Source organism: Gordonia polyisoprenivorans NBRC 16320 = JCM 10675, assembly GCF_000241325.1.
Classification (GTDB): Bacteria; Actinomycetota; Actinomycetes; order Mycobacteriales; family Mycobacteriaceae; genus Gordonia; species Gordonia polyisoprenivorans.
Genome location: NZ_BAEI01000057.1, coordinates 55213 through 80802, shown reverse-complemented (window position 1 = coordinate 80802; position 25590 = coordinate 55213). Strand labels below are relative to the sequence as shown.

28 protein-coding genes are annotated in these 25590 nt (G+C 66.6%); 16 read left to right on the top strand and 12 right to left on the bottom strand.

From position 1 onward, the window contains the following. Positions 1-66 precede the first annotated feature (66 nt). The 4 genes from GOPIP_RS14270 to GOPIP_RS14255 all read left to right on the top strand — a co-directional run bounded on the left by GOPIP_RS14270 (position 67) and on the right by GOPIP_RS14255 (position 4356). On the top strand, positions 67-984 hold the full coding sequence (locus GOPIP_RS14270; RefSeq protein ID WP_020170473.1) for a carbohydrate ABC transporter permease: 918 nt from the start codon (positions 67-69) through the stop codon (positions 982-984). After that, on the top strand, positions 981-1901 hold the full coding sequence (locus GOPIP_RS14265; protein WP_006370401.1) for a carbohydrate ABC transporter permease: 921 nt from the start codon (positions 981-983) through the stop codon (positions 1899-1901). Before GOPIP_RS14270 ends, GOPIP_RS14265 begins: the two co-directional genes overlap by 4 nt. 80 nt (positions 1902-1981) lie before the next feature. Further along, entirely contained in the window at positions 1982-3292 is a 1311-nt protein-coding gene (locus GOPIP_RS14260; protein ID WP_006370399.1) for an ABC transporter substrate-binding protein, read from the top strand. Continuing rightward, positions 3292-4356 (top strand): ABC transporter ATP-binding protein, encoded by a 1065-nt coding sequence (locus GOPIP_RS14255; RefSeq protein ID WP_006370398.1) that lies wholly within the window; start codon positions 3292-3294, stop codon positions 4354-4356. Before GOPIP_RS14260 ends, GOPIP_RS14255 begins: the two co-directional genes overlap by 1 nt. 34 nt (positions 4357-4390) lie before the next feature. On the opposite strand, the gene fdhD is transcribed toward GOPIP_RS14255, so the two are convergent. Beyond that, positions 4391-5233 (bottom strand): formate dehydrogenase accessory sulfurtransferase FdhD, encoded by an 843-nt coding sequence (fdhD, locus tag GOPIP_RS14250; RefSeq protein ID WP_006370397.1) that lies wholly within the window; start codon positions 5231-5233, stop codon positions 4391-4393. Between the two features lie 19 nt (positions 5234-5252). Continuing rightward, complete coding sequence (gene dtd / locus GOPIP_RS14245; RefSeq protein ID WP_006370396.1) at positions 5253-5714, bottom strand: D-aminoacyl-tRNA deacylase; 462 nt, start codon at positions 5712-5714, stop codon at positions 5253-5255. A gap of 106 nt (positions 5715-5820) precedes the next feature. Between dtd and GOPIP_RS14240 the strand changes: the two genes are divergently transcribed. Next, positions 5821-7647, top strand: coding sequence for a hypothetical protein (locus GOPIP_RS14240; RefSeq protein ID WP_035728051.1), 1827 nt, complete (start codon positions 5821-5823; stop codon positions 7645-7647). A 46-nt stretch (positions 7648-7693) separates the two neighbouring features. On the opposite strand, the gene GOPIP_RS14235 is transcribed toward GOPIP_RS14240, so the two are convergent. Together GOPIP_RS14235 and GOPIP_RS14230 are read right to left on the bottom strand one after the other, a co-directional pair. Further along, the gene (locus GOPIP_RS14235) at positions 7694-8821 is read right to left on the bottom strand and encodes an EAL domain-containing protein (RefSeq protein WP_244421154.1); all 1128 of its coding nucleotides are present in this window, start codon (positions 8819-8821) and stop codon (positions 7694-7696) included. A 61-nt stretch (positions 8822-8882) separates the two neighbouring features. Then, positions 8883-9062, bottom strand: a complete 180-nt coding sequence (locus tag GOPIP_RS14230; RefSeq protein WP_006370393.1) for a DUF1059 domain-containing protein — start codon at positions 9060-9062, stop codon at positions 8883-8885. Between the two features lie 134 nt (positions 9063-9196). Here GOPIP_RS14230 and GOPIP_RS14225 point away from each other — a divergent pair, with 134 nt between their 5' ends. Continuing rightward, complete coding sequence (locus GOPIP_RS14225; RefSeq protein ID WP_035728069.1) at positions 9197-10045, top strand: LLM class F420-dependent oxidoreductase; 849 nt, start codon at positions 9197-9199, stop codon at positions 10043-10045. A gap of 54 nt (positions 10046-10099) precedes the next feature. On the opposite strand, the gene GOPIP_RS14220 is transcribed toward GOPIP_RS14225, so the two are convergent. Together GOPIP_RS14220 and GOPIP_RS14215 are read right to left on the bottom strand one after the other, a co-directional pair. After that, positions 10100-10327 carry a hypothetical protein gene (locus GOPIP_RS14220; protein ID WP_006370391.1) on the bottom strand — a complete coding sequence of 76 codons (228 nt, stop codon included), beginning with the start codon at positions 10325-10327 and terminating at the stop codon, positions 10100-10102. Positions 10328-10488: 161 nt separating this feature from the next. Next, positions 10489-10884: a phage holin family protein gene (locus GOPIP_RS14215; protein ID WP_006370390.1), complete on the bottom strand. Its 396-nt coding sequence runs from the start codon at positions 10882-10884 to the stop codon at positions 10489-10491. Positions 10885-11202: 318 nt separating this feature from the next. On the opposite strand from GOPIP_RS14215, the gene infA reads away from it, so the two are divergent. The 8 genes from infA (at position 11203) to truA (ending at position 15968) form a co-directional block, all read left to right on the top strand. Continuing rightward, positions 11203-11424 (top strand): translation initiation factor IF-1, encoded by a 222-nt coding sequence (gene infA, locus GOPIP_RS14210; protein WP_005170487.1) that lies wholly within the window; start codon positions 11203-11205, stop codon positions 11422-11424. 93 nt (positions 11425-11517) lie between these two features. Continuing rightward, complete coding sequence (gene rpmJ, locus GOPIP_RS14205; protein ID WP_005207978.1) at positions 11518-11631, top strand: 50S ribosomal protein L36; 114 nt, start codon at positions 11518-11520, stop codon at positions 11629-11631. Positions 11632-11826: 195 nt separating this feature from the next. After that, the gene (gene rpsM / locus GOPIP_RS14200; RefSeq protein WP_005170495.1) at positions 11827-12195 is read left to right on the top strand and encodes a 30S ribosomal protein S13; all 369 of its coding nucleotides are present in this window, start codon (positions 11827-11829) and stop codon (positions 12193-12195) included. Then, positions 12195-12602, top strand: a complete 408-nt coding sequence (gene rpsK, locus GOPIP_RS14195; RefSeq protein WP_005207980.1) for a 30S ribosomal protein S11 — start codon at positions 12195-12197, stop codon at positions 12600-12602. Before rpsM ends, rpsK begins: the two co-directional genes overlap by 1 nt. A gap of 21 nt (positions 12603-12623) precedes the next feature. Further along, a complete protein-coding gene (gene rpsD, locus GOPIP_RS14190; RefSeq protein ID WP_006370388.1) occupies positions 12624-13229 on the top strand; it encodes a 30S ribosomal protein S4 in 606 nt (201 codons plus the stop codon). Positions 13230-13320: 91 nt separating this feature from the next. After that, on the top strand, positions 13321-14373 hold the full coding sequence (locus GOPIP_RS14185; RefSeq protein ID WP_006370387.1) for a DNA-directed RNA polymerase subunit alpha: 1053 nt from the start codon (positions 13321-13323) through the stop codon (positions 14371-14373). A 63-nt stretch (positions 14374-14436) separates the two neighbouring features. Beyond that, positions 14437-15066: a 50S ribosomal protein L17 gene (gene rplQ / locus GOPIP_RS14180; protein ID WP_006370386.1), complete on the top strand. Its 630-nt coding sequence runs from the start codon at positions 14437-14439 to the stop codon at positions 15064-15066. 8 nt (positions 15067-15074) lie between these two features. Beyond that, positions 15075-15968: a tRNA pseudouridine(38-40) synthase TruA gene (gene truA, locus GOPIP_RS14175; RefSeq protein WP_006370385.1), complete on the top strand. Its 894-nt coding sequence runs from the start codon at positions 15075-15077 to the stop codon at positions 15966-15968. Positions 15969-15974: 6 nt separating this feature from the next. On the opposite strand, the gene GOPIP_RS14170 is transcribed toward truA, so the two are convergent. From GOPIP_RS14170 to GOPIP_RS14160, 3 genes are all read right to left on the bottom strand, one after another. Further along, positions 15975-16622 (bottom strand): TetR/AcrR family transcriptional regulator, encoded by a 648-nt coding sequence (locus GOPIP_RS14170; protein ID WP_006370384.1) that lies wholly within the window; start codon positions 16620-16622, stop codon positions 15975-15977. 158 nt (positions 16623-16780) lie between these two features. Beyond that, positions 16781-17719 carry a shikimate dehydrogenase gene (locus tag GOPIP_RS14165; protein WP_006370383.1) on the bottom strand — a complete coding sequence of 313 codons (939 nt, stop codon included), beginning with the start codon at positions 17717-17719 and terminating at the stop codon, positions 16781-16783. 59 nt (positions 17720-17778) lie between these two features. Further along, positions 17779-19143, bottom strand: a complete 1365-nt coding sequence (locus tag GOPIP_RS14160; protein ID WP_006370382.1) for an MFS transporter — start codon at positions 19141-19143, stop codon at positions 17779-17781. A 224-nt stretch (positions 19144-19367) separates the two neighbouring features. Here GOPIP_RS14160 and GOPIP_RS14155 point away from each other — a divergent pair, with 224 nt between their 5' ends. Next, a complete protein-coding gene (locus tag GOPIP_RS14155; protein ID WP_006370381.1) occupies positions 19368-21341 on the top strand; it encodes a sugar phosphate isomerase/epimerase and 4-hydroxyphenylpyruvate domain-containing protein in 1974 nt (657 codons plus the stop codon). 28 nt (positions 21342-21369) lie between these two features. On the opposite strand, the gene GOPIP_RS14150 is transcribed toward GOPIP_RS14155, so the two are convergent. Further along, positions 21370-21951: an NINE protein gene (locus tag GOPIP_RS14150; protein WP_079930625.1), complete on the bottom strand. Its 582-nt coding sequence runs from the start codon at positions 21949-21951 to the stop codon at positions 21370-21372. Positions 21952-22024: 73 nt separating this feature from the next. After that, a complete protein-coding gene (locus GOPIP_RS14145; RefSeq protein WP_006370379.1) occupies positions 22025-23119 on the bottom strand; it encodes an alpha/beta fold hydrolase in 1095 nt (364 codons plus the stop codon). Between the two features lie 197 nt (positions 23120-23316). Between GOPIP_RS14145 and GOPIP_RS14140 the strand changes: the two genes are divergently transcribed. After that, entirely contained in the window at positions 23317-23964 is a 648-nt protein-coding gene (locus GOPIP_RS14140) for a DedA family protein (RefSeq protein WP_006370378.1), read from the top strand. A 39-nt stretch (positions 23965-24003) separates the two neighbouring features. On the opposite strand, the gene GOPIP_RS14135 is transcribed toward GOPIP_RS14140, so the two are convergent. Then, a complete protein-coding gene (locus GOPIP_RS14135) occupies positions 24004-25581 on the bottom strand; it encodes a MinD/ParA family ATP-binding protein (RefSeq protein WP_244421153.1) in 1578 nt (525 codons plus the stop codon). Positions 25582-25590: the final 9 nt, after the last annotated feature.

The window sequence follows — 25590 nt, the reverse complement described above, 5'->3', positions numbered from 1 at the left end:
GTATCGCTCACCGGCGCTCAACGCAGCCGTTCGCGTCCGGTCAGGTGCCGGCTGAATACTCGCCGGGTGCCATCGGTGAACGAACATGTGCTGCCCCGCGCGGGCCGGCGTCGGCCGTGGAAGTCCTATGCCCTGTTCCTTGCCATCGTGGGCCCCAATCTCGTTCTGCTGGCGGTGTTCACCTATCGGCCGCTGATCGAGAACATCCGGATGTCGTTCTACGACTGGAACATCTCCTCGCCCGGCTCGACGTTCATCGGCCTCGCGAACTATCGCGAATGGTTCACCCGTGAGGACACCGCGACCATCGTCGTGAACACGGTGGTGTTCACCGTCGTCGCGGTCGTCGGCAGCATGGCCCTCGGACTGGCGCTGGCGTTACTGCTCGATCGGCAGCTCAAGGGCCGAAACCTGGTGCGGTCGGTGGTTTTTGCCCCGTTCGTGCTGTCGGGCGCGGCGGTCGGCATCGCCTTCCAGTTCGTGTTCGACCCGAATTTCGGCCTGATCAACGACCTGATGCATCGGCTCGGACTGGGGTCGGCGCCGGACTTCTATCAGCAACCCCACTGGGCGCTGTTCATGATCACCGTCACCTACGTGTGGAAGAACCTCGGATACGCGTTCGTGATCTATCTCGCTGCGCTACAGGGTAAACGGGCAGATCTCGACGAGGCGGCCGCCGTCGACGGCGCCTCGGGCTGGACACATTTCCGCAAGGTGCTCCTGCCGCAGCTGCGTCCGACGACGTTCTTCCTTTCGATCACCGTGTTGCTCAACTCATTACAGGTCTTCGACATCATCAACGTGATGACCCGCGGTGGTCCCCTGGGTAACGGCACGACGACGATGGTCTACCAGGTCTACGAGGAGACCTTCCGCAACTTCCGCGCCGGGTACGGTGCGACCGTCGCCACCATCATGTTCCTGATCCTGCTCGTGGTCACCGTCGCCCAGGTACGGCTGATGGATCGAGGCGCACGATGACCTCGACCACGGACACACCGGTTGCGGACGCGCACCGACGCGGCGGGGCGATCGTCTCCGACGAGCGCGGACGGATTGCCGTACGTGCGCGCAGGCGTCGGCGGACGGTGCAGGTGCTGGGTTATCTCGCGATGCTCGTCGCGTTGGCCGTCGTCGTGGTGCCCCTGGCGTGGATCGTGTTGACCTCCTTCAAGGATCGATCCGAGATCTACGTACAGCCCGCGGTGTGGTGGCCCTCGACGTGGCATCCCGAGAACTACCGGGAGGCCACCACCTCGGTGCCGTTCTGGCAGTTCCTGCGCAACTCGCTGATCGTCACGCTGATCCTCGGTGTCATCAAGTTCGTGCTCGGCGTGCTCAGCGCCTACGGTCTGGTCTTCTTGCGATTCCCGGGCAAGAACCTCGTGTTCCTGGTGATCATCGCGGCGCTGATGGTGCCCAATCAGATCACCGTCATCACCAACTACTCGCTGGTCGCCCAACTCGGTTTCCGCAACACCTTCGCCGGGATCATCGTGCCGCTGGCCGGGGTCGCGTTCGGAACCTTCTTGATGCGCAACCACTTTCTGTCGATCCCACCGGAGATCATCGAGGCCGCCCGCATGGACGGCGCCGGGCACATCCGGTTGCTCGTGCGTGTGGTGTTGCCGTTGTCGATTCCGACGATGGTGGCGTTCGCCCTCATCACCCTCGTCAACGAATGGAACGAATACCTGTGGCCGTTCTTGATGGCCGACGACTACAGCGTGGCGACACTGCCGGTGGGACTGACGCAGCTGCAGAACAACGACGGCGTCACCAACTGGGGACCGGTGATGGCCGCGACGGTCCTGGCGATGCTGCCGATGCTGATCGTCTTTCTCGCACTCCAACGCCACATGATCAAGGGCCTGACCTCCGGTGCGGTCAAGGGGTGATCGCGTACACCGTTGTGGCCCCGCCTGTTTGACCATCCCGACCCACTCTCATCACTCATCACACATCCAGGAGAATGCGCATGACCGACTTGACCCGCCGTGGATTCCTCGGCGCCGGACTGACCGTGGCCGCTGCGGCCGCCCTCGCTGCATGTGCCGGCTCGGGTGGCGGCTCGAGCAATGACGGTGATCCCAACAACCTGACCTTCTGGTCGAACCATCCCGGCAAGTCGACCGACGTCGAGAAGGAACTCATCAAGCGGTTCGAGGCGGCCAACCCGGGCATCAAGGTGCAGTTGATCGATGCGGGAAAGAACTACGAGGAGGCGGCGCAGAAGTTCAACGCCGCACTGTCGGGCGGCGCACTGCCCGACATCATCATCCTCAGCGATGTGTGGTGGTTCAACTTCGCCCTGATCGGTGCGATCGCACCGCTCGACGACCTCTTCGGCAAGGCCGGCGTCGATCCGTCGGGCTACGTCGATTCCCTTGTCGGCGACTACAAGTGGAACAACAAGACGTGGGCGCTGCCGTACGCACGGTCGACCCCGCTGTTCTACTACAACGCCGATGTGTGGAGCCAGGCCGGGCTGCCCGCCCGCGGTCCGGCGTCGTGGCAGGAGTTCGCCGAGTGGGGTCCGCGCATCCAGTCGGTGGTGGGCTCGGGCAAGTCGGCGCACGGGTGGGGCAACGCCGTGGACTACCTGGGCTGGACCTTCCAAGGACCCACCTGGACCTTCGGTGGCGCCTACTCCGACGACTGGACGATGACGTTCACCGACCCGAAAACCGTTGCCGCTGCGCAGTATCTGAGCGACACGATCAACAAGGACCGGTACGCGAAGATCTCCAACGACATCGCCGGTGATTTCAGCGCGGGACTCCTCGCCTCGACGGTCGCCTCCACCGGTGACCTCTCGGGTATCACCTCGGATGCGAAATTCCGGTTCTCGACGGCGTTCCTTCCGGCCCCGGACGGCACGATCGGTTGCCCGACCGGTGGTGCGGGACTGGCCATCCCGGCCCGCAATTCCGACGAGCGCAAGGTCAACGCGCTGAAGTTCATCGACTTCATCACCAACACCGACAACACGGCCTACTTCTCGCAGAACGTCGGTTACATGCCGGTGCGCAAGGCCGCGGTCACCGCGCCGTCGATGACCGCCTTCCTGGACAAGAACCCGAACTTCCGGACCGCGATCGAACAACTGCCGAAGACCAAGCCGCAGAACTACGCTCGGGTGTTCATTCCCGGCGGCGACAAGATCATCGGCACCGGTTTCGAGAAGATCGGTCTGCAGAACGCCGACGTCGCCGCGACGATGGCCGATACGCAGAAGCAGATCGAGCAGATCTACACCACCCAGATCCAGCCGAAGCTGCCCAAGTAATGGCCTCGGTCACCTACGCCAAGGCCACCAAGCGATTCGGCGACGGTTCGCCCGCCGTCGATGCCCTCGACCTCGAGATCGCCGACGGCGAGTTCATGGTGCTCGTCGGCCCGTCGGGCTGTGGCAAGTCGACGAGCCTGCGCATGGTCGCCGGCCTCGAGTCGGTGGAATCGGGCGCCATCCTCATCGACGACGCCGACGTCGTCGGTCTGCCACCGAAGTCCCGTGACGTGGCGATGGTGTTCCAGAATTATGCGCTGTACCCGAACATGACGGTCGCCGACAACATGGGATTCGCGCTGCGCAACGCGGGGATGAGCAAGGCCGACACCGCCGCCCGGGTCAACGAGGTGGCGGCGATGCTCGAACTCGACGAACTGCTCGACCGCAAACCCGCGAAACTGTCCGGCGGGCAACGTCAACGGGTCGCGATGGGTCGGGCGATCGTCCGGCACCCCAAGGTGTTCTGCATGGATGAACCACTGTCGAATCTCGACGCGAAGCTGCGTGTGAGCACACGTGCGCAGATCGCCGCGTTGCAGCGCAAGTTGGACACCACGACGCTTTACGTCACCCATGATCAGGTCGAGGCGATGACCATGGGCGATCGGGTGGCGGTCCTCGATCGCGGTGTGCTGCAACAGGTCGGGACGCCGCGGGAGATCTATCGGCATCCGGCCAATGTCTTCGTCGCCGGTTTCATGGGCACGCCACAGATGTGTCTGATCGACGTCGAGGTGCACGACGGGCACGTCGACCTCGGTGGTGCCGACCTGCCGGCGCCGCGGGCGGTGCCGGGGAAGGCGGTGGTCGGGATGCGCGCCGAATCCTGGGAGCTGGTCGCGGCCGGGACACCGCGGTCGGTGACTGCACGGGTCGAACTGGTCGAAGAACTCGGCGCCGAGCAATTCGTCTACAGCGCAGCCGATCTGCCGGTGCGCGACGGGCGGGTGGTGGTGCGTGCCGATCACCGGCAGATGTTCACCGTCGGTGACGAGATCGGTCTGCTGCCCGTCGCCGACGAGGTTCACTGGTTCGACGGGCAGACGGGGGAGCGGGTGTGAGAGCGGCGGTGTCGGAAGCGGGGATGTGGGCGGCTCACCGGGCCGGTGATCCCAGGACGCGGTCGGGTCGGCTGTAGAGCACCAGGGAATCACCGCGCACGAACCCGGCCAGCGTCATCCCCTGCTGTTCGGCGAGGTCCGCGGCAAGGGAGGACGGAGCGGACACCGCCGAGAGCATCGGGATGCCGGCCATCGCCGCCTTCTGCACGAGCTCGAAGCTGGCCCGTCCCGAGACCTGGAGGACGGTGCCGCGCAACGGAAGTCGATCCTGGGTCAGGGCCCAGCCCACGACCTTGTCGACGGCGTTGTGACGTCCGATGTCCTCTCGGATCACCAGCATCTCGCCGGTGGTGCCGTCGAACAGACCTGCGGCATGAATGCCGCCGGTCCGGTCGAATGCCTTTTGTCCCTCACGGAGACGGTCGGGGAGTGCGAGGACGGTGTCGGTGTCGAGGGCCAGCGGGTCGTCGTCGACGGTGAAGCGCGACGCCGTCGCCACCGCGTCGATGCTGTCCTTGCCGCAGACTCCGCAGGCACTGCTCATCGTGAAGCGTCGGGCGGGTACGGCGTCGGGCGCACCGATCCCGTCGGCCAGGGTGAGGTCGAGAATGTTGTAGCTGTTGGGTTCGCCGGGGGCCCGGGCACCCGCACAGTAGCGGGCCGAGATCACGTCCTCGGCGCGGGCGATCAGCCCTTCCGACACCAGGAAGCCGGTCGCGAGCTCGACGTCGTGGCCGGGTGTGCGCATGGTGACGACCAGTGCCCGACCGCCGATCCGGATCTCCAGTGGTTCCTCGACGGCCAGCACGTCGGCGCGCGCCGTGGGTTCGCCGCGCCGGACGCGGATCACCCGGCGACGTGCGGTGATACGTCCCATGACCTCGAAGCTACCGGTGTCACGTCTCCACGATGATGGTTACCGGCCCATCGTTGACCAGGCGCACGCTCATGTGTGCGCCGAAACGCCCGGTGGCCACCGTCGCCCCTGCGGCCCGCAGGGCGTCGACGACCGCATCGACGAGGGGCTCGGCGACCGCCCCCGGCGCCGCCGCGTTCCATGAGGGGCGTCGACCCTTGGCGGTGTTGGCGTACAGCGTGAACTGGCTGATCACCAGGATCGGTGCGTCGATGTCGGCAGCCGACACCTCCGCCGGCGATCCGCCCATGGCCTCGCCGTCGAGGATTCGCAGACGCCAGATCTTGTCGGCCAACTTGGTGGCGTCGGCCTCGGTGTCGGCGTGGGTGACGCCGATCAGGGCCACCAGACCGTGGCCGCCGGGTGTGATGTCGAGTTCTCCCACGACGTCCTCGTCGACGACGACCGAGGCCTCGGTGACCCGCTGGATGACAGCACGCATGGGGATCAGCCTGCCATCGCCGATGCTCTGCGGTCGACTGCGCCCCGGCCGACCTCACGCCACCAGTACCTGACGACGCCGACCGCTTGCCAGTACGCTGCCCGTGATGGGTAAGCGATCGCGAGGCAAGAAAGATCCCAAGCGCAGGCATCTGCAGCCGGTGCGTTCGGCAACGGGCGGTGGACGCGGCGGTGGACCGCTGCCGGGGGCGGACGAGCAGCCGCTCATCCAGAGCATCCGACGCGCGCTGCGGACCGGTGAACCGATCGACCTGCTGGTCACGCTCGGCGGGCTGCTGGAGGCCACCGATCCCGAACCGCATCCGCTCGCCGATCGGGAGGATCGAGCCACGCGCGACACGCTGATCGAGTCGTTCGTGGAGATCTCCTTCGCCGAGACGACGGCCGCCCTGACGGTTTTCCGGGAACTACTTGCCGATGAACTCGAGGCTGACGAACTCCTCGCGGCGCGCATCACACGCACGCTGGCCGGTCGTCGCCAGCCGATGCCGGCGTGGCTCGACACGTTCGGCGAGGCGCGCGTGGTCTCTGAGGTCTATGCCGTCGGCGACGAACTGAGCGATGGCGAGTCCTACATCTTCACGATCGGGTGGCCGCCGGCGCACGAGCTCTCATTCCTGGTGTACGTCGACCACAACATGGGTTCGATCGTGAAGGATGCCTTCGTCGTTCCGGCGCCGGTGGAGGATTTGCTCGCGCATTTCCGGGAGAGCGCATCCTCGTCGATGACCACGGTGGTGTGCGATCCCGTCGACGCGGGTACCGCTCGCGCGACCCTCGAGGAGGCGATGAAGATCGGTCGGATGACCTTCCCGCCGGCCGAATCCGACTCGTGGCCGATGTGCCGTCCGCTGGTCGAGTGGGCGCTGCGGCTGTTACCTGAGGCCGGTGCCGCGCCGTCACCGCGCGAGTGGACCGATGTCGAGTACTCCGAGCTCGCCGACGCGTTCTTTGCCTCGCCCCACGGTCGACCCCTCGACGATGCGGAGCACCGCAGCGCTCTCGAACCGTTGATGTGGATGGCTGCACCGGATCCCATGCGGTGGAGTCCGGTGGTCGTCGAGATCATGTTGCTCGATCGCATTCCGCGCAAGATCATCGACGACGTCGAATCGCTTCAGCGGTACCCGGAGTTGATGCGTCGCTTCGTCCGCTACTGCCACGGTGAGCGCGGGATCAGCAGGGCCGCCACCGCCGACACCCTCGCGGCGATCGACGAATGCGAAGCAGAGTTCCGGGAGGAGATCCGGCGTGACCGGCCATCCAACGCCGTACTGCTGGCGCAGCTCGCCCGGGCGTCGGCGCTCGGGCAGGATGCCTCGATCCTCGACGGGTTGTCCGATTATCCACCGGGTTTCGATTCCAGTGGGTCATCTCTCGAAGAGTTCATTCTGTGCGAGTTGGACAAACGGGTCGGCGGACGCCCGACGCTGCTGAGCCTCGACGCAGAGCCGCTGCCCGACGAACAGTTCGACGTCACGGGAATTGCCGAGGACATCCTGCCCGTGGTCGAGGTGATCCGGCAGCGCTGCGATGCGAGCGCGGAGGTCTTCTTCGACGTCGAACACCGCACGGCCATGCGGCGATTGCTGGCCCGGGCGGCGCGCCGCGATCCTGCGATCTTTCGTCGGAAAGCGTCGACCGATCGGGCGGCGGCCGCCATCGGCTGGATCATCGGGCGCGCCAACGACACCCTCGGCGGGGATTTCCTGACGACGACCGTTGCCGAGTTTCTCGACTGGTTCGGCGTGAAAGGCAGTGTGTCGCAACGGGCCGAGCCGTTTCTGCGGGCCAACGGCGTGAATCCGCACGACAGCGGCCACATGATGGCACTGGGCACCCCGACGCTGCTGACCTCACAGATGCGGGCGTCGATCATCGAGCGGCGCGACGACATGCTCGCCGGTATGTAGCAGCTCCTCTCCCCGGCCGGCGAGATCTCGCCGCCGCAGGACCCACTCAGACCACGATCAGGGCCTCGATCAGCCGCTCGATCGGCACGACGCCGAGGAACGCTCCGGACATGTCGCAGCACGCGAGGGGATCGAACCGGCTCGGCCGTGGTCGCGTCATCGCACGCCGCAACGCTTCTCGCTGGTCGGTGGAGTCGAGGATCCGCAGCACGTCGCGCCGTTCGATCGTCGTCGGATCGCTCTGTTGCGCCAGTTGTGTTGGGCGACCACCGGAGTCGAGCAGAATGACCAGCGGAAGAGTCGAACCGTCGGAGAGCGTGGTGCGCAACGTGCCGTCGGGGGAGTCCAGAGGTGCGGTCAGGCAGGGGTGCGCGAGACGGGCCACCGTGGACTGCGGTGCCGCCGTCACCGTCGGGTTGATGGTCGGGGCGAGGGTGCTCGGATCGAGTTCGAGAGAACCCATCTCGGGTGCAGGACGCCCGAGGAGGTATCCCTGACCCAGGGGGACGCCGAGCTGCACCAACCGATGCAACTCGTCGCGCTGCTCGATCCCTTCGGCGACGACCCACGAATCCATCCGGCTGGTGAAACCGCCGAACATCTCGACGAGCGCGGCCTTGGCCTCGTCGTTGTGGAGGCCGGTGATCAATTCACGGTCGAGTTTCACGAAGTCCGGCCGGATGGCCAGAATCCGGTACAGACTTGCATACCCGGCGCCGACGTCGTCGACACCGATGAAACCACCGCGGTCGCGTACCTGGGCCACCGCTCGGCGGACGACATCGTAATCGGAGACCGCGGAGTGTTCGGTGAGTTCGACGACCACCCGCGTCAGGTCGGTGTGCTGCAACAATTTCTGGATGGGCGTCGAGACAAGCGCCTCGGGCGCCACATTGATCGTCAGAAAACAGTTGGCCGGCAAGTGCACTCGCGCGGCGAGTGCTTTCTCGACGACCATCGCTTCCAGCTCGATGGCCCGATCGACGCGTACCGCCGCCGCGAACCACCGGTCCGGGCTGGCCTGCAGGGGTCCCGGAAAACGGCTGAGTGCCTCGTATCCGACGACACGCAGACGCGCGATGTCGACGATGGGCTGATAGACCAGTCGCGGTGCGCGGCCGGCGTCGAGCAACTCGGTGACGGCTGCATCCAGCTCGTCGACCGGCTCGCTCACCGCAGGGTGGTGCATCCCACCAATCGCTTTCCGCGTCCGCCGGTCTGCGCGCGTCGCCCGATCACTCGGATATGTCGGAGATCAACCGGCGGACCCGGTCGACGGTGGCGGCGGGCAGATCGTCGAGTCCGTGCACACCGGCGGCATGTTCGGCCACCTGCCGGAGCACGTCGGGTTCGTCTCTGCCGACGAAACGCGTATCGCAGTCGGGAATCACGGCCCCACACCAGAAACTCTTCACCAGGGAACTCCTTTCCGGTGAGTATTCGGAATGGTACCCCGCATCGGACGGGAGTCGGGCCGGCGGAAAGTCGGGGCGATCGGAATAGCCGTTCGCCGTCTGCGGTTGCGGAGGGCATGACTGACTCGGAGAACATGACTGACTCGGGGAAGACCGCGCACATCCAACGATTCGGACGGCACGGGGTATGGGGCTGGTTCGGCCGGTTCTCGCCGGATGAGGCGCGCGAGATCGAACGTCTCGGGTACGGCACCATCTGGCTGGGCGGATCCCCGAAGCATCTCGGTCCGATCCGCAAGGTCCTCGACGCAACCGAGAACATCACGGTGGCCACCGGCATCGTCAACATCTGGAACACCGACGCCGCCGCGATCGCCGACGAATTCCACGAACTCGACCGGGACTTCCCGGGCCGCTTCTATCTCGGCATCGGTGCCGGCCACCCGGAGGCGACCGCCGAGTACAAGAAGCCGTACGAGGCGGTCGGGGAATATCTCGACGTCCTCGACGAGAAGAACGTGCCCACCGAGCGTCGTGTGCTGGCCGCGCTGGGGCCGAAGATGTTGCGCCTGTCCGCCGACCGCGCGCTCGGGGCGCACCCGTATCTGACGCCTCCCGCACACACCGCGATCGCCCGCGAAACCCTGGGCGAGGGCGTGTTGCTGGCTCCCGAGCACAAGGTGGTGCTCGACACCGACCCGCAGGCGGCGCGAGCCGTCGGACGCCCGCCGGTCGACCAGCCGTACCTGCACCTGCGCAACTACACGTCGAATCTGAAGCGACTCGGATGGACCGACGACGACATCGCCAACGGTGGCTCCGACGCCTTGATCGACGCGCTGGTCGCCCACGGCGATGCGGCCTCGATCCGCAAGCAGGTCGACGAGCACCTCGCCGCCGGCGCCGACCACGTCGCCATCCAGGTGCTCGGCGACGGATCGCCGATCGAGCAGCTGACGGCGATCATCGCCGCCGGGGCCTGACGTCGGCGGCCTGATGTCTCGACGGCCGGTGACGCCGGGCGGGGGCAGCGTTTCTCAGATGCCCTCGTCGTTGGCAACCGACTCGATCCAGTCGACGGCGGCATCGGAAAGCTCCGTCTGACCCTCGCCGAGTTCCCCGGCCCACCACGAGGGCTCCGTCGATCCGCCGTTCACGGTCAAGATCTCGGCCTTCACTCCCGGCGGCAACGGTTCGCCGTTGTGCTCGATCAACCACGCCTGCGTATCCGAGGCCAACCGTGGCCACCAGGTGTCGATTCTCATGTCGATGATCGTCCTCCGACTTCACCGCGACGAACATCGGGAGCATCCCCGAAACCCTGACGTATGCGCTCAGGGGCAACCCTGAGATGCAACTGCCACGCGACGCCTCACACACAGGCAGGGTAACGAGCGTGACGGCCGGCGCAGCTCGCTGATTCGACTCATCGGACGGGCTCCTTGAGCACCATCGAGATCAGCCAGCTCACCACCGAGATGACCAGCGCGCCGAGAACCGCCGACCAGAAGAAGTGGTCGACCTGTAGGCCCCAGGACGTGGTGTTGTGGGTGATCCACGAGGTGATCTCGAGCATGAACGCGTTGATCACGATGTGGATCAGCCCGAGGGTGAGGATGTAGAGCGGGATCGCGAAGATCTGCACGATCGGTTTGATGAACGCGTTGATCACGCCGAAGATCAGCGCGACCAACACGACGATCCCCAGTTTGACGCCGAAGCCCGCATTGTCGGGGAACACGAAGTCCAGGCCGGGCACGATCAGTGTCGCCACCCACAGGGCGACGCCGCTGAGAGCGCTCTGGATCAAGAAGGCACGCATGGCAAATAGTGTGCCATCGTCGGCGCGAGATGCCGGATTCGTGCGGCCATGGTTCCGGGTTTCTCGACGGTTTGGAGTGTTCCCGCAGTTCGCGTAGCATAGGACGGCGGTGCGCAAAGCGTGCCGGCATTCGTGTGTCCACCGCAGGAGTCTCTCCGCAGGTGGTTGCACGGGCCGGGGCGTGAGGTATCGAGTTCCGGTCAGCACCGGAACGGGCACCTGGTGACGCTGTCCCGGGGTGCCCACACAGTAACGGATCGGAACGAATTCAACCGGGTTACGCGCCTGATGAGGGCGCGCGACAGGATCGCGGAGGACATGGCGAAGAAAGACGGGGCCATCGAGGTCGAGGGTCGGGTGATCGAACCCCTGCCGAATGCGATGTTTCGCATCGAGCTGGAAAACGGTCACAAGGTGCTCGCCCACATCAGCGGCAAGATGCGGCAGCACTACATCCGCATCCTGCCCGAGGACCGGGTCGTCGTGGAACTTTCGCCCTACGACCTCGGTCGTGGGCGCATCGTCTACCGCTACAAGTAAGACCTCCCGGGCCGGGGCGGCCCGGGGTAACCACACCCGCCATCGGTGCGGCCATCGGCCGTGCCCGGCGGGCGAGTAACAGGAGAGATTGACGTGAAGGTTCAGCCGAGCGTCAAGCCGATCTGTGAGAAGTGCAAGGTGATCCGCCGTAACGGTCGGGTCATGGTGATCTGCGAGAACCTGCGTCACAAGCAGCGTCAGGGCTGATCATCACTCGCCACCCTCCGGGTCGCTTGAGAGACAACTGAATACACCAGAAGAGCTGAACAGGATTTGTGAAGCCCTCTTGGCACCAGCGTCGACACACGGGTCGGCGCCCACCTCCGGTTCAGAGGCCGGAGCCCGGCAAGAGTCCGGGACGGACCAGGAGCAGACCTCTGAGAAGTAAAGGAATCCCGCCACATGGCACGTGTTGCTGGTGTGGATCTCCCCCGCGAGAAGCGGCTGGAGATCGCACTGACCTACATCTATGGAGTTGGGCGTACCACCTCCAAGGAGATCCTGGCCGGAACCGGGCTCAGCCCGGACCTGCGCGCCAAGGATCTCACCGACGCAGACGTCGCGAAGCTGCGTGAATACATCGAAGCCTCGGTGAAGGTCGAGGGTGACCTGCGCCGCGAGGTCCAGGCCGACATCCGTCGCAAGATCGAGATCGGCTGCTACCAGGGTCTGCGTCACCGTCGTGGCCTGCCCGTCCGTGGACAGCGCACCAAGACCAATGCCCGTACTCGCAAGGGCCCGAAGAAGACCATCGCCGGGAAGAAGAAGTAATGCCTCCTAAGTCACGAAGCGCAGGCCCGAAGAAGGGCGCACGCCGTCGCGATAAGAAGAACGTCCCGCACGGCAACGCACACATCAAGTCGACGTTCAACAACACCATCGTGTCGATCACCGACCCCAACGGCAACGTCATCAGCTGGGCGTCGTCGGGCCACGTCGGGTTCAAGGGCTCGCGCAAGAGCACCCCGTTCGCGGCTCAGCTCGCGGCCGAGAACGCCGCGCGCAAGGCCCAGGAGCACGGCGTCAAGAAGGTCGACGTGTTCGTCAAGGGACCGGGTTCGGGTCGCGAGACCGCGATCCGGTCGCTGCAGGCCGCCGGCCTCGAGGTCGGCACCATCTCCGATGTCACCCCGCAGCCGCACAACGGTTGCCGTCCGCCCAAGCGGCGTCGGGTCTAGCGGGAAAGGAAAGAATAGACAATGGCTCGTTATACCGGCCCCGCCACAAAGAAGTCCCGTCGTCTTCGCGTCGACCTCATCGGAGGCGACCAGGCGTTCGAGCGTCGCCCCTACCCGCCCGGCCAGCACGGCCGTTCGCGGATCAAGGAGAGCGAATACCTCCTGCAGCTGCAGGAGAAGCAGAAGGCTCGCTTCACCTACGGCGTGCTCGAGAAGCAGTTCCGTCGCTACTACGAGGAAGCCAACCGTCGTACCGGTAAGACCGGTGACGAGTTGCTCAAGCTCCTCGAGACCCGCCTGGACAACGTCGTCTACCGTGCCGGCATCGCCCGCACGCGTCGTCAGGCCCGGCAGATGGTCAGCCACGGCCACTTCACCGTCAACGGTGTGAAGGTCGATGTGCCCAGCTACCGCGTCAGCCAGTACGACATCATCGACGTCCGGCCGAAGTCGCTGCAGACCACTCCGTTCCAGATCGCCAAGGAGCTCGTCGGCGATCGTCCGGTCCCGGGTTGGCTGCAGGTGGTTCCCTCGACCCTGCGCATCCTCGTGCACAACGTGCCCGAGCGCGCCCAGATCGAGGTCCCGCTGCAGGAACAGCTCATCGTCGAGTTCTACAGCAAGTAGTCCGTCGAATCAGTAATTGCCAAGCAGCACAAGCTGTTCGGTTCACTTCTAGGCCGTCATATAGCGGTCGGCCACAAGGAGAAATCTCAGAATGCTCATCTCACAGCGACCCACCCTGACCGAGGAGATCCTCGCCGACAACCGGTCGAAGTTCGTCATCGAACCGCTCGAGCCCGGCTTCGGCTACACCCTCGGCAACTCGCTGCGTCGTACCCTGCTCAGCTCGATCCCGGGTGCTGCGATCACCAGCATCCGCATCGACGGTGTGCTCCACGAGTTCACCACCGTCCCCGGGGTGAAGGAAGACGTCACCGACATCATCCTGAACCTCAAGGGCCTCGTGGTCAGCTCCGAAGAGGACGAGCCGGTCACGATGTACGTGCGCAAGCAGGGTCCGGGCACCGTTACCGGCGCCGACATCGTCCCCCCGGCCGGTGTCACCGTGCACAACCCCGATCTGCACATCGCCACCCTGAACGACAAGGGCAAGCTCGAGATCGAGCTCGTCGTCGAGCGGGGCCGCGGATACGTGCCGGCCGTGCAGAACAAGGCGTCGGGTGCCGAGATCGGCCGCATCCCGGTCGACTCGATCTACTCGCCGGTGCTCAAGGTCACCTACAAGGTCGAGGCCACCCGTGTCGAGCAGCGCACCGACTTCGATCGGCTCGTGCTCGATGTGGAGACCAAGAACTCGATCAGCGCGCGTGATGCGTTGGCGTCGGCGGGCAAGACCCTGGTGGAGCTGTTCGGGCTCGCCCGGGAGCTCAACGTCGAGGCCGAGGGCATCGAGATCGGGCCGAGCCCGGCCGAGGCCGATCACATCGCCTCGTTCAGCCTGCCGATCGAGGATCTCGACCTGACCGTCCGGTCCTACAACTGCCTCAAGCGCGAGGGTGTACACACCGTCGGTGAGCTCGTGGCGCGGACCGAGTCGGATCTGCTCGACATCCGCAACTTCGGGCAGAAGTCGATCGACGAGGTGAAGGTGAAGCTGCACGCCCTGGGTCTGGCTCTCAAGGACAGCCCGGCGAGCTTCGATCCGTCGCAGGTGGCCGGTTACGACCCGGCGACCGGAACGTGGTCGGACGATGTGTCGTTCGACGGTGACTCCGGTGAGGATTTCGCAGAGACCGAGCAGCTGTAGCCGCTGCACGCCAACCCTGACTTCCCCCATTCAGCGATGGGGGAGTCCGTCTAGGAGAAGACAATGCCCAAGCCCACCAAGGGTGCCCGCCTCGGCGGGTCGGCGAGCCACCAGAAGGCGATCCTGGCGAACCTCGCCACCTCGCTCTTCGAGCACGGCCGCATCACCACCACCGAGGCCAAGGCCAAGCGCCTGCGGCCGTACGCGGAGAAGCTGATCACCCACGCCAAGGCCGGCAAGCTGGCCAACCGTCGTGAGGTGCTCAAGGTGATCCGCGACAAGGACATCGTGCATGTCCTGTTCGAAGAGATCGGTCCGAGCTTTGCCGATCGCAACGGCGGCTACACCCGCATCATCAAGACGCTGCCGCGCAAGGGTGACAACGCCCCGATGGCCGTGATCGAACTCGTCACCGGGTCGACCGCGTCCAGCGAGGCCGACCGCGCCACCCGCGTCGCCGCGTCCCGCAAGGCCGCCGAGGCCAAGCTCGACGAGACCGAGGCCGCGGTTGCCGAGCCTGCGGGCGACAACGTCGTCGAGGCCGTGGAGGCCGACGCCGACGACGCCGCGAAGGCCAACGCCGAGGCTGTGGCCGAGGCCGTCGACGACGAGTCGACCGCCGCGACCGCCGTCGAGGCAGACGAGCAGGGTGCCGACGTCGACAGCTCGACCGAGAAGAAGTCGGACGACTGAGCCGGACAGTGCCGCACGAACCCGCCGCCACCGATTCCGGGGGCGGCGGGTTCGTTCGTCTGCGCTTCGACATCGGTTATGACGGAACCGATTTCGCCGGCTGGGCACGTCAGGTCGGGCAGCGCAGCGTGTGCGGGGTACTCGAGGACACCCTCACCACGGTGCTGCGCGTGCCGATCCGCCTGACCGTCGCCGGACGCACCGACGCGGGCGTGCACGCGACCGGTCAGGTCTGTCACGCCGACATCCCGGCCTCGGCGCTGGAAACGCGCAGTCTGGCCGGCGGTCCTGCGTTGCTCGTCGGTCGGCTGGCCAAGATGCTGCCCGACGATGTGCGCGTCAAGACCGTCACCCCGGTGAGCGAACACTTCGACGCCCGGTTCTCGGCGCTGCGTCGCCACTACCGGTATCGGCTCACCGATGCGGTCTTCGGTGCCGAACCCACCCGGGCGCGGACCACCGCGACGTGGCGTCGCCCACTCGACGTCGAGGCGATGAACGCAGCGTCCTCGACGCTGCTGGGGCTCAACGATTTCGCGGCCTTCTGCCGTCGCCGGGAAGGCGCCACCACGGTCCGCGATCTCCAACGCTTCGCGTGGCGCCGTGACGACGAGGGGGTGCTGATCGGCGAGGTGAGTGCCGATGCGTTCTGCTGGTCGATGGTGCGCTCGCTCGTCGGTGCGGTCGCCTGCGTCGGCGACGGCCGTCGCGATGTCGAATGGTGCCGTGGGTTGTTGGCGCAGCGCGCGCGCAGCAGCCAGGTCCCGGTCGCCCAGGCGCGTGGTCTCTGTCTGGTGGGTGTCGACTACCCGGCGGCCGACGAGTTGTCCGCGCGCAACGCCGTCACGCGTGATGTCCGCGACGCGGTGCCGCCGGGTACCGGCGGATGCTGCGGGGATTGAGGCGGTTCAGTCCGGGGTGGACGTGTCGGTGAGATAGGCGACGATCATGTCGCCGATCATGCGTCGTTGATGGATGCGCTGGTCGGTGGCGGCGAGATCGCGGTCGAACAGGGTCTTCCATGAGAACCGGTTGGCCACCCGGAAGAAGCAGAAACTGCTGATCGCGAGATGGACGTCGAGGGCGTCGACGTCGGTGCGGAACATCCCTTTCTCACGACCGGACTCGAGAATCCGTGACAGCACGTCGAGCGCCGGATTACCCAGCCGCCCAACGCCTGCCGCATGTTTGAGGTGCGCCGCCCGCAGGATGTTCTCACCCGCGACGATGCGGATGAAATCGGGGTTGCGGTCGTGATGGTCGAAGGTGATCTCGGCGACGTGGCGCAACGCGGCAACCGGGTCGTCGGCGATGTGGGTGACCTTCTGCTCGAGGCGCCGGATACGTCCGTAGGACGCCTCGAGGACGGCTTGGTACAGACCGTCCTTGTCGCCGTAGTAGTAGTAGATCATCCGCTTGGTGGTGTGGGTCTTGGCGGCGATCTCGTCGACCCGCGCACCCGCAAACCCCTTGTCGGCGAACTCTTTCGTCGCGACCTTCACGATGTCGGCCTTGGTGCGTTCGCTGTCGCGGCGTCGGGGTGCGGGATCGGTCACGCCATGAACTCTATCGTTCGTTCACTGTGCCGAGGGCGCTCGCCACGACGCCGACAGCGCTCTTCCCGGCGCCGACAGCGCCTCATCGAGCGCTGTCGGGACTGAGCTGAGCGCTGTCGGTGAACTGGCGGGCGCCCTCGGCGTTGTGACGGGCGCCCTCAGGCGGTCCGGCGTTCGGCGAGGTCCTCGGCGGCGATGAGTTCGGCGATGTGGGCGGCCATCCGGTCGGCGTCCGGCTCGATGCCGGTGAACAGCCGCAGCGCGTCGACGGCCTGCCCGACCGCCATCCCGTCGCCCGGCAGGGTGCGTGCGCCGACCGCACGGGCCGACGCGATCAACTCGGTGACGGCCGGACGGTAGACGACGTCGGCGACCCAGAGGTCGGCGCGCAGCAGCGCCGGGTCCACCGCGATGCCGGGGTGATGGGCCATCCCGATCGGGGTGGCGTGCACCAGCCCGTCCGCGCCGGCCAGCGCGGCGGCAACGGAATCGACTCCACCGGAGGTGATCTCGGCATCGAACATGGCGCGCAGGGTGGCGGCGAGTCCGGCGGCCCGGGTGGTGTCGGTGTCGACGAGGTGGAAGTGGGCCACTCCGGTGGTGAGTACGGCATAGGCGACGGCAGCACCTGCTCCGCCGGCGCCGATCTGCACCACCGACTTCCGGGGGGCGGCCGCTGCGCCGAGACCGGCGCCGAGGCCTCGGTCGAAGCTGCGCGCGAACCCCGACCAGTCGGTGTTGTGGCCGATCGCGCGACCGCCGTCGAAGACGACCGTGTTGACCGCACCGAGACGGGCGGCGTCGGGCGAGAGATCGTCGAGATGAGCCAGTATGCGTTGCTTGAACGGATGGGTGACGTTGAGCCCGACGAGCCCGGCGTCGGCGGCGCGGGCCAGCAACGCTGCGAGGTCGACGGTGGCCGTGGCCGCCACCGGGACGTCGAGGGTCAGGTAGGTGTAGTCCAGTCCGTGGTGGGCGGCCTCGCGCTCATGCATGGCAGGCGTGAGCGACCGGGAGATCCCCTGCCCGATCAGGGCGGCGACCACGGCACCGCCGGATGCGCGGCGGGCTGCGGTGGCGAATTCGATGTCGAACATTGGTGTGTCCTTTGATGATCGGGCCGGGAATCGTCCCGGTGCCGGGTGGGCGAGAGGTGTCAGGCCATCGACGGCGAGGCCGGGGCGGACGCGGTCATGGTGTCGGCTCCTTTGACGGGTTCCTCGCCGAGTCGCATCGTGTCGGTCTTGTGCGTCTCGACCGCGGTGGCGGCAGCGAGTGCGGCGACCACGGCGAACGCGGCGACGACCACGGCGACCGGGACCCAACCCATCCGGCCCTCGCCGAGGATCGCGGCGGCGATCAGGGGCAGGAACCCGCTGGCCATGAAGCCGATCTGGGTGCCGATGGCCACGCCCGAGTACCGGACCTTGGCCGGGAACATCTCGGAGTAGAACGACGGCCAGACGGCGTTGGCGGCCGCGTAGACGACGGTCTGGATGATCAGGGTGGCCACGAGGATCGCCCAGAAGGAGCCGGTGGTGATGATCAGCAGGTAGGGGAATGCCAGTACGGCGCAGCCCAGTGCTCCGCCGATGAAGATCGGCTTGCGCCCGATACGGTCGGCGGCCAGGCCCCACAGCGGCTGGCTGAGCAGCATGACGAGGTTGGCGATGACGCTGACGAGCAACATCGAACTCTTCGAGACGGCGAAGTCGGTGGTCGCGTATTTGAGGGCGAAGGTCGAGAACAGAGTGCTCATGACCGAGATCGTCGAGCAGGCGATCACCCGGACCAGGGCCCGCCAGTGGAAGCGCAGCAGCACCAGCAGCGGGATGTCGGAGACGCCTTCGGTCGAGTCCTTGATCTTCTCGAAGACGGGGGTCTCGGGCATCGTGCGGCGGATCAGGTATGCGACGAACATGACCACGGCACTGAACCAGAACGGGACACGCCAGCCCCAACTGAGCAGGGTGTCCTCGGGGAGCGCGGCGACGGGGATGAAGGCGAGGGTGCCGACGAGCAGCCCGGCCTGGGTGCCGTTGAGCGTCCAGCTGGCGTAGAACGCGCGCTTGCCCTGGTCGGCGTGTTCGACCGTGAGCGAACTGGCGCCCGATTGCTCGCCTGCCGCCGAAAGTCCTTGCAGCAGGCGAAGAGCGACGAGAGCAATCGGTGCGGCCATGCCGATCGAGTGGTAGTCGGGCAGGCATCCGATCGCGAAGGTGGCCAGGCCCATCAGGATGAGGGTGAACACCAGGACCCGCTGACGGCCGATGCGGTCACCGAAGTGGCCGAGGACCACCGCGCCGACCGGGCGGGCGATGTAGGCGACGCCGAATGTGGCGAAGCTGGCCAGGGTCCCTGCCGTGGGGCTGATGTCGGGGAAGAAGATCTTGTTGAACACCAGCGCCGAGGCGGTGCCGAAGATGAAGAAGTCGTAGTACTCCACCAGGCTGCCCATGAAGCTGGCCAACGCGGCCTTGCGCGGCTGGGCTGCCGGCAGATCGGAAGTGGGTGCGGTCATCGGTCCTCCAAGTTGTGCTCGCCAACACAGGGTGTCGGGCGTGTGACTGACGATACAAAGGACCTTCGTCCCGGTCAAGACAACTAACCAGATCGTTCATAAATATCTCAATATGCGCAGGTGGCAGCCTTGGAAAACTGCACTCATATCAGCGTTGCAGGGCAACTCAATGAACCATCTGGTACATTTTTCGCATCGTGTCCCGGATCACAGGAGGCCATCTCATGTCGCTGACCCGCACCGCGCAGACCGCTTCGGGTGCCCCTGGATCGGCGCTGCCGCTCGGCGCCCGAACGTCGATCGCGACGGTCTGTCTGTCGGGAACTCTCGGCGACAAACTCGACGCCATCGCCCACGCCGGCTTCGACGGGGTGGAGATCTTCGAACCCGATCTGATCGCCGCCCCCGGTCGGCCTGCCGAGCTGGCGCGCGCCACGGCCGATCGCGGACTGGCCATCGACCTCTATCAGCCGTTCCGCGATCTCGACTCCCACGATCCGGACCGATTCCGGCGCAACCTCATTCGCCTCGAGCGCAAATTCGACGTGATGGACGACCTGGGTTGCGACCTATTGCTGGTGTGCTCGTCGCCGCTGGCGTCCGCGGCGTGCGATGACGGACTACTCACCGAACAACTCGCGACCGCGGCGCAGCTCGCCGCGGCGCGTGGCAAGCGACTGGCCTACGAGGCGCTCGCCTGGGGGTATCACGTCAACGACTACCGCCACGCGGCCGCCATCGTTGCCGCCGTGGATGATCCGGCACTCGGTACCTGCCTGGACAGCTTTCACATCCTCTCGCGGGGTGATGACCCGTCCGGTATCGCCGACCTGCCCGGCGACTCGATCTTCTTCCTGCAGCTCGCCGATGCCCCGCGGATGGCGATGGACCTGCTGCAGTGGAGTCGCCATCATCGATGCCTGCCGGGGCAGGGCAACTTCGATCTCGCGTCGTTCACCGACCACGTTCTTGCGGCGGGCTATCGGGGCCCGTGGTCGTTGGAGGTGTTCAGCGATGTCTTCCGCCATGCGGATCCGGTACGTACCGCACGCGATGCGCACCGCTCGCTACGATATCTCGCGGAACTGGTCGGCGCCGACCGTCCCGGATCATCCGAAACCATTGTGTTGCAGGGGAGTTCGGCGAACGATGAGCAACGGCGGCCCGTCACCGGCGGTATCGTGTCGATCCGGGTCGCGGCCGGCCCGACCTCGGCTCCCCAACTCGGCGAGGTCCTCGGCGCCATCGGCTTCGATCTGAGCGGCGTCGACAGCTCCACCGGTCTGCAGCTCTACCGTGATGCCGAGTTGGCCGTCGTCGTCGATCCGACCGTCGGCACCGTCTGGACGTCGCCGGGAGCGCCGGCCGACATGCCGACCATCGCGCAAATCGGTTTGCGCAGTGCCGATCCGGAGGCGTGGGCGGCACGTGCCGCGGAGTTCGACGTGCCGGTTGCATCGATCGCGGCACCCGGGCCGTCGTCGAAGCCCGAGGCGGCGGTGGAGGTCGTGCGACTCGACGTCACCGACACCCTCGCCGTCGACCTGCGTCCCGCGTTGTCGGCGGGGACCTGGCAGCGCCACTTCGATCTGGTGCCGCGCGAGCCCGCCGCGGTCACCTCGCTCTACACCGGGGTCGACCACATCGGCATCGGCATGAGCCCCGCGGACTGGGAGGCGGCAATGTTGTTGCTGCGCTCGGTATTCGGCATGTCCGTCGAGGAGGGGCTCGACGTGCCCGACGCGGTCGGAACGATGCGCTCGCAGGCACTGACATCGGCAACCGAGAGCGGTGAGCCGATCCGACTCGTCGCGTCCCTGGTGCCGTCGCGACTCGACGGTCACGGCCCGCTGCGCCGGCGTGGCGGACTGACCCATGCGGCATTCGCCTGCGACGACATCATCGCCACCGCCCGCGCATGCCGCTCCCGAGGGCTGATCACACTGCCGATCCCGGAGAACTACTACGACGACCTGCGGGCGCGCTTCGACCTCGATGCCGATCGGATCGATGCGCTACGCCGCTACGACATCCTCTACGACGCCGACGAGACCGGCGGAGAGTTCTTCCACTTCTTCACCCCGACCATCGCCGACGACCTGTTCTTCGAGGTGGTCTGCCGTCGCGGGGGATACCGCGGGTACGGAGAGGCCAACTCGCCGGTGCGGGTGGCCGCGGCGCTCGCCTTCGACGCCTGAACCGGTCTGTCGCGTGTGTGCTCGCCGCTCAGCTGCGGAGCTTGCGTCCCTGCGGGTCGCGGACGCTGCCGGCGAACATCATGATCGCGTCGACGAGGACCCAGATGCCGAAGCCGAGGATCACCAGCCAGCCGACGAGCAGCATGATTCCGCCGAATGCCGCTCCGCCGGTGGAATTGCTGTTGGCCCCGGCGGCAACGACGACGAAACCCACGATCACCAGGAGCCAGCCGACGATGTGGCCGCTCAACTGGATCACAGCCAACTTCATGTCGCCGATGTAGAAACGACCGGCGGCGAAGCCCCCGAGGAACAGCTGCAGCAGGCCCGCGGTCAGCTTGCTCTTGTCCGACAACGGTTCACCGGTCGCCGGGTCGACGTTGAAGTCGCCGTATCCGGGCACCCCACCGTAGGCGGGATACGGGGACTGGCCGGGGGCAACGCCGTACGGCTGGGCGCCGTAGCCCGGCTGCGATCCGAAGCCCGGCTGAGATCCATAACCTGGTTGGGACCCGTACCCGGGCTGGGAACCATAGCCCGGCTGGCCTGCGCCGTACGCCTGGCCCTGACCGCTGTTTCCCGGATACTGCTGATAGCTCATGGCGACCATGTTCTCACGGGGATCGGCGGCAGGGGAGTCGAGCGTAGGCCACCCGATCGACACCTCGTCCCCCGCCCGCAGGTCAGGTTGCGCTGCGCTCGTCCTCGATCGCATCGAGCACCGCCTCGACGGTGTCCTCGTCGCCGACGAACTCCTCCGGCCGGGCACCGCCGGTGGACATCAGATACCGCCAGTTCTGCGGATCGAAGTCCACCGGCTGCGTGCGCTCGAGGAAGCTGGTGATCACCTGCACGAAACGCTCGGGATCGTCGTGGAAAGGGAAGTGACCGGCGCCGGGGAACGTCGCCAATTCCGAATGCGGGATCGCAGAATGCCCGATCAGCGCATGCTCGTACGGGATGACGGTGTCGAGTTCGCCCCAGACGAACAGCACCGGAAGGCGTTCGGTCAGGTAGCAGCGGTCGAGCATCGTCACCGCCTGACCACGCCAGTCGACCACCGCGCGCAGGGTGCGCAGGAACGCCGCCTGCGCGTGCGGATCGGCGAGATCGCCGAGTACGCGCAAGAGATCCTCGTGGTCGTTGAGCGCCCGGCGCGGTGAGATCTCCTGCGGTACACCGGGAAGGTGGGGCAGGCTGACCAGGGCCTTGGCCGCGCCCTGCAGCGCGGGCATCACCCCGGGTATCCGCAGCAGCGTCAGGACCTCGTTGACCACCGGAAGTGTCACCAGCCGCAATGCCGGATTGACCTCGCGCGTCACACCACCGGCGGCCACCAACACCAACCGCTCGACGAATCGCGGGAACTGGTAGCAGAACTGCATCGCGACGCCGCCGCCGAGGGAATGGCCGACGACGGTCACCTTCGTGACACCGAGGACGACGAGCAGATCACGCATCCCGTTGGCGAATGCCGGTACCGAGTAGTCCGCGCGGGGTTTGTCCGAGCGGCCGTGGCCGAGGAGGTCGGGCGCGATGACGGTGTAGTGCTGGGCGAGCATCGGGATGACCTCGTCCCAGGTCGAGGAGTTGTCCCCGATGCCGTGGATCAGCAGGAGTGCCGGACCGCTTCCGGCGATGCGATACGCGCGGCGATAGCCGTGGATCGTGTGGTATTCGATCCGGACCTCGGTGTCGGAGACGGGCCGCAGATTCGGCGTGGACGAACCCGCCGTCTTCGTCCGGCCGGAGGTCGGGGGAGGCTGGGTGGTGGACACGGTCGGCTCCTTGAGGTCACGTCGTCGTGAGAGTCGGCGGGCTGGGGTCGTGCGCGGTGGATTCGCGCCGCATGTTTACGACCGAGTAAACCCCACATGGGCGCGCTCTGCCCAGCATGTTGCATCGAGTTAACGTGGGCATCGACACCCCGGCGGGCCGGGGCCGGTGGTGCTCGCAGCACCTAGGGTGGACCATGATGAACCCCTTCGATGTCGACTCGTTCCTCGCCACCGGCGGCGTGATCGGCCTGTGCGTCCTCATGTTCGTCGAAACCGGCATCCTGATCGGGTTCCTCTTCCCGGGCGATTCGGTATTGTTCACCGCGGGAGTGCTTGCCGCGCAGCCGAATCCGTTCGCGAAGCTGTGGTGGTTATGTCTCGTGGTGCCGCTGGCGGCGGCGGCCGGTGATCAATGTGGCTATTTCCTCGGTCGGCGTCTGGGCCGGTCGGTGATCGAGGGCCGGATGATGCGCGCGGTGGGACCCGAGTACGTCGAGCGCACCCATCGCTATTTCCAGCGCTACGGCCCGCTGACGGTGTTCTTCGGCCGATTCATCGGAGTGGTTCGGACGCTCACTCCGTTGGTCGCCGGATTCAGCGGCATGCCGCATCGGGTGTTCACGCTGTTCTCGTTGCTCGGCAGCGTGGTGTGGGCGTCCGGACTGATCCTGCTCGGCTACTTCCTCGGGCAGGTGCCGTTGATCCGCGACCACCTCGAGGTGTTCATCATCGCCTCGATGCTCACCGTCGTGATCCCGATGGCCGTCGGGATCACCCGACGCTGGCTGGCGCACCGCCGCGAGCGAGCAGAGACGCTTGCCGCCGTCGACCCCGACTCCGACTGACCGTCGCCTTCCTGGCGCCCGGGGCGTGTCCGGCCCGGTTCAGCCGTAGAACGGTTCCTCGCGGCGAACCGTCGGCGCGAACTCGTCGGCGATGGTCGCGGCGAGCTCGACGAACGCCAAACGGGTGGGCTTGCCGACGAGCTCGAGATCGACGTCGGCGCCCTCGGCGAGATGATCGTCGAACGGAATCGTCTGTACCGCACGGCATCGCGTCAGAAAGTGCTGACCCAATTGATCGGTGTCGATGGTCGATGACCCCGGGCGCGACGAGCTGAGTACGACGACCGCGCGCGACACCAGGTGACCGTATCCGTGGGCCTCGAGCCAATCGAGTGTGGCCGAGGCGCTACGGGCGCCGTCCAGCGCCGGCGACGAGACCAGGATGATGGCGTTCGCCAGGTCGAGCACGCCGTTCATCGCCGAGTGGCTCAGGCCGGTCCCGCAGTCGGTGATGATGATGTTGTAGAAGCGTTGGAGGATGGTGACCACGCCGCGGTACTCGTCCTCGCTGAATGCTTCGGCCATGGCCGGGTCCCGTTCGGAGGCAAGTACTTCCAGACGCGACGGTGCCTGTGAGGTGTGGGCGCGCACATCGCTGTAGCGGTAGACGTTGTCGTCGGAGAGCAGATTACGCACGGTCGACGCCGTCTGCTGCGGGACCCGCTGAGCCAGTGTTCCCAGGTCGGGGTTGGCGTCGACGGCGATCACCCGGTCGCCGCGCAGGGAGGCGAAGGTCGAGCCCAAACCGACTGTCGTGGTGGTCTTTCCGACACCACCCTTCAGGGAGAGCACCGCGATGCGGTAATCACCGCGAACCGGTCGACGCAACCGCTCGAGTAGTTGCTGGTACCGGATCTCGGTGGCGGAGTCGCCGGGATTGATGGTGCCGGCCGAGATCGTGTGCACCGCCCGCCGCCAGCCGCGGGCGGGGGCTCGGCGAGCCTTGCGCAGCAGGGCGACCTCGTCGAGAGCCGGTCCCTGTTGCGGCGTCGGCGACCCGAATCCCATCGGCTGGGCGTAGCCGTTGTCCGGCGGCGGTGCGTAGCCGGCCGGCGCGGGCGGCATGTGCGGGGGCGTCGGTGCGCCGGGGGCCGGACCCGAGGGCACGGGTCCGGGCGGGGTGGGTCCGGTGGGCATGGGGCCGGGCGTGTACCCGTGCGCCGAGGGGTCGAACCCGTTGGGCGCGTACGGGTATCCCGGTGCGGGCTGGTTGTGCTGAGGGTGCTGGGGTGCCTCGTGAGGTGCCTGGTATCCGTTGGCCGGGGGGGACGGTGCGTGGTGCGACTGCGGCGGCGGTGCCGGCGCCGCAGGAGTGGAAGAGCTCGCCGGTGCCGGGTGCTCCGGTGCTGCATCGGCGGGGACCGGACCGGCGGGTGCTGCGCTGGTGGGTGCGCCGTCGGTCGGTGTGCCCGGGGCCGGGGATTCCGTTGGGGACGGGGGAAACGGTTGTCGGTCGACGCCGAAGCCGGCAACGGCCTCGCCCGGTGCTTCGGTTCCGTGTGCGGGTTCGGTCGGTGCATCGCCGGTTCGTGACGCGTCCTCGGGAGGTGCGAACTGCAACCATGGTGGGGTTGCGGGCATCATCGCCGATGGATGTCCGTTGTTCTCGTGCGTCATCGCTTCCCC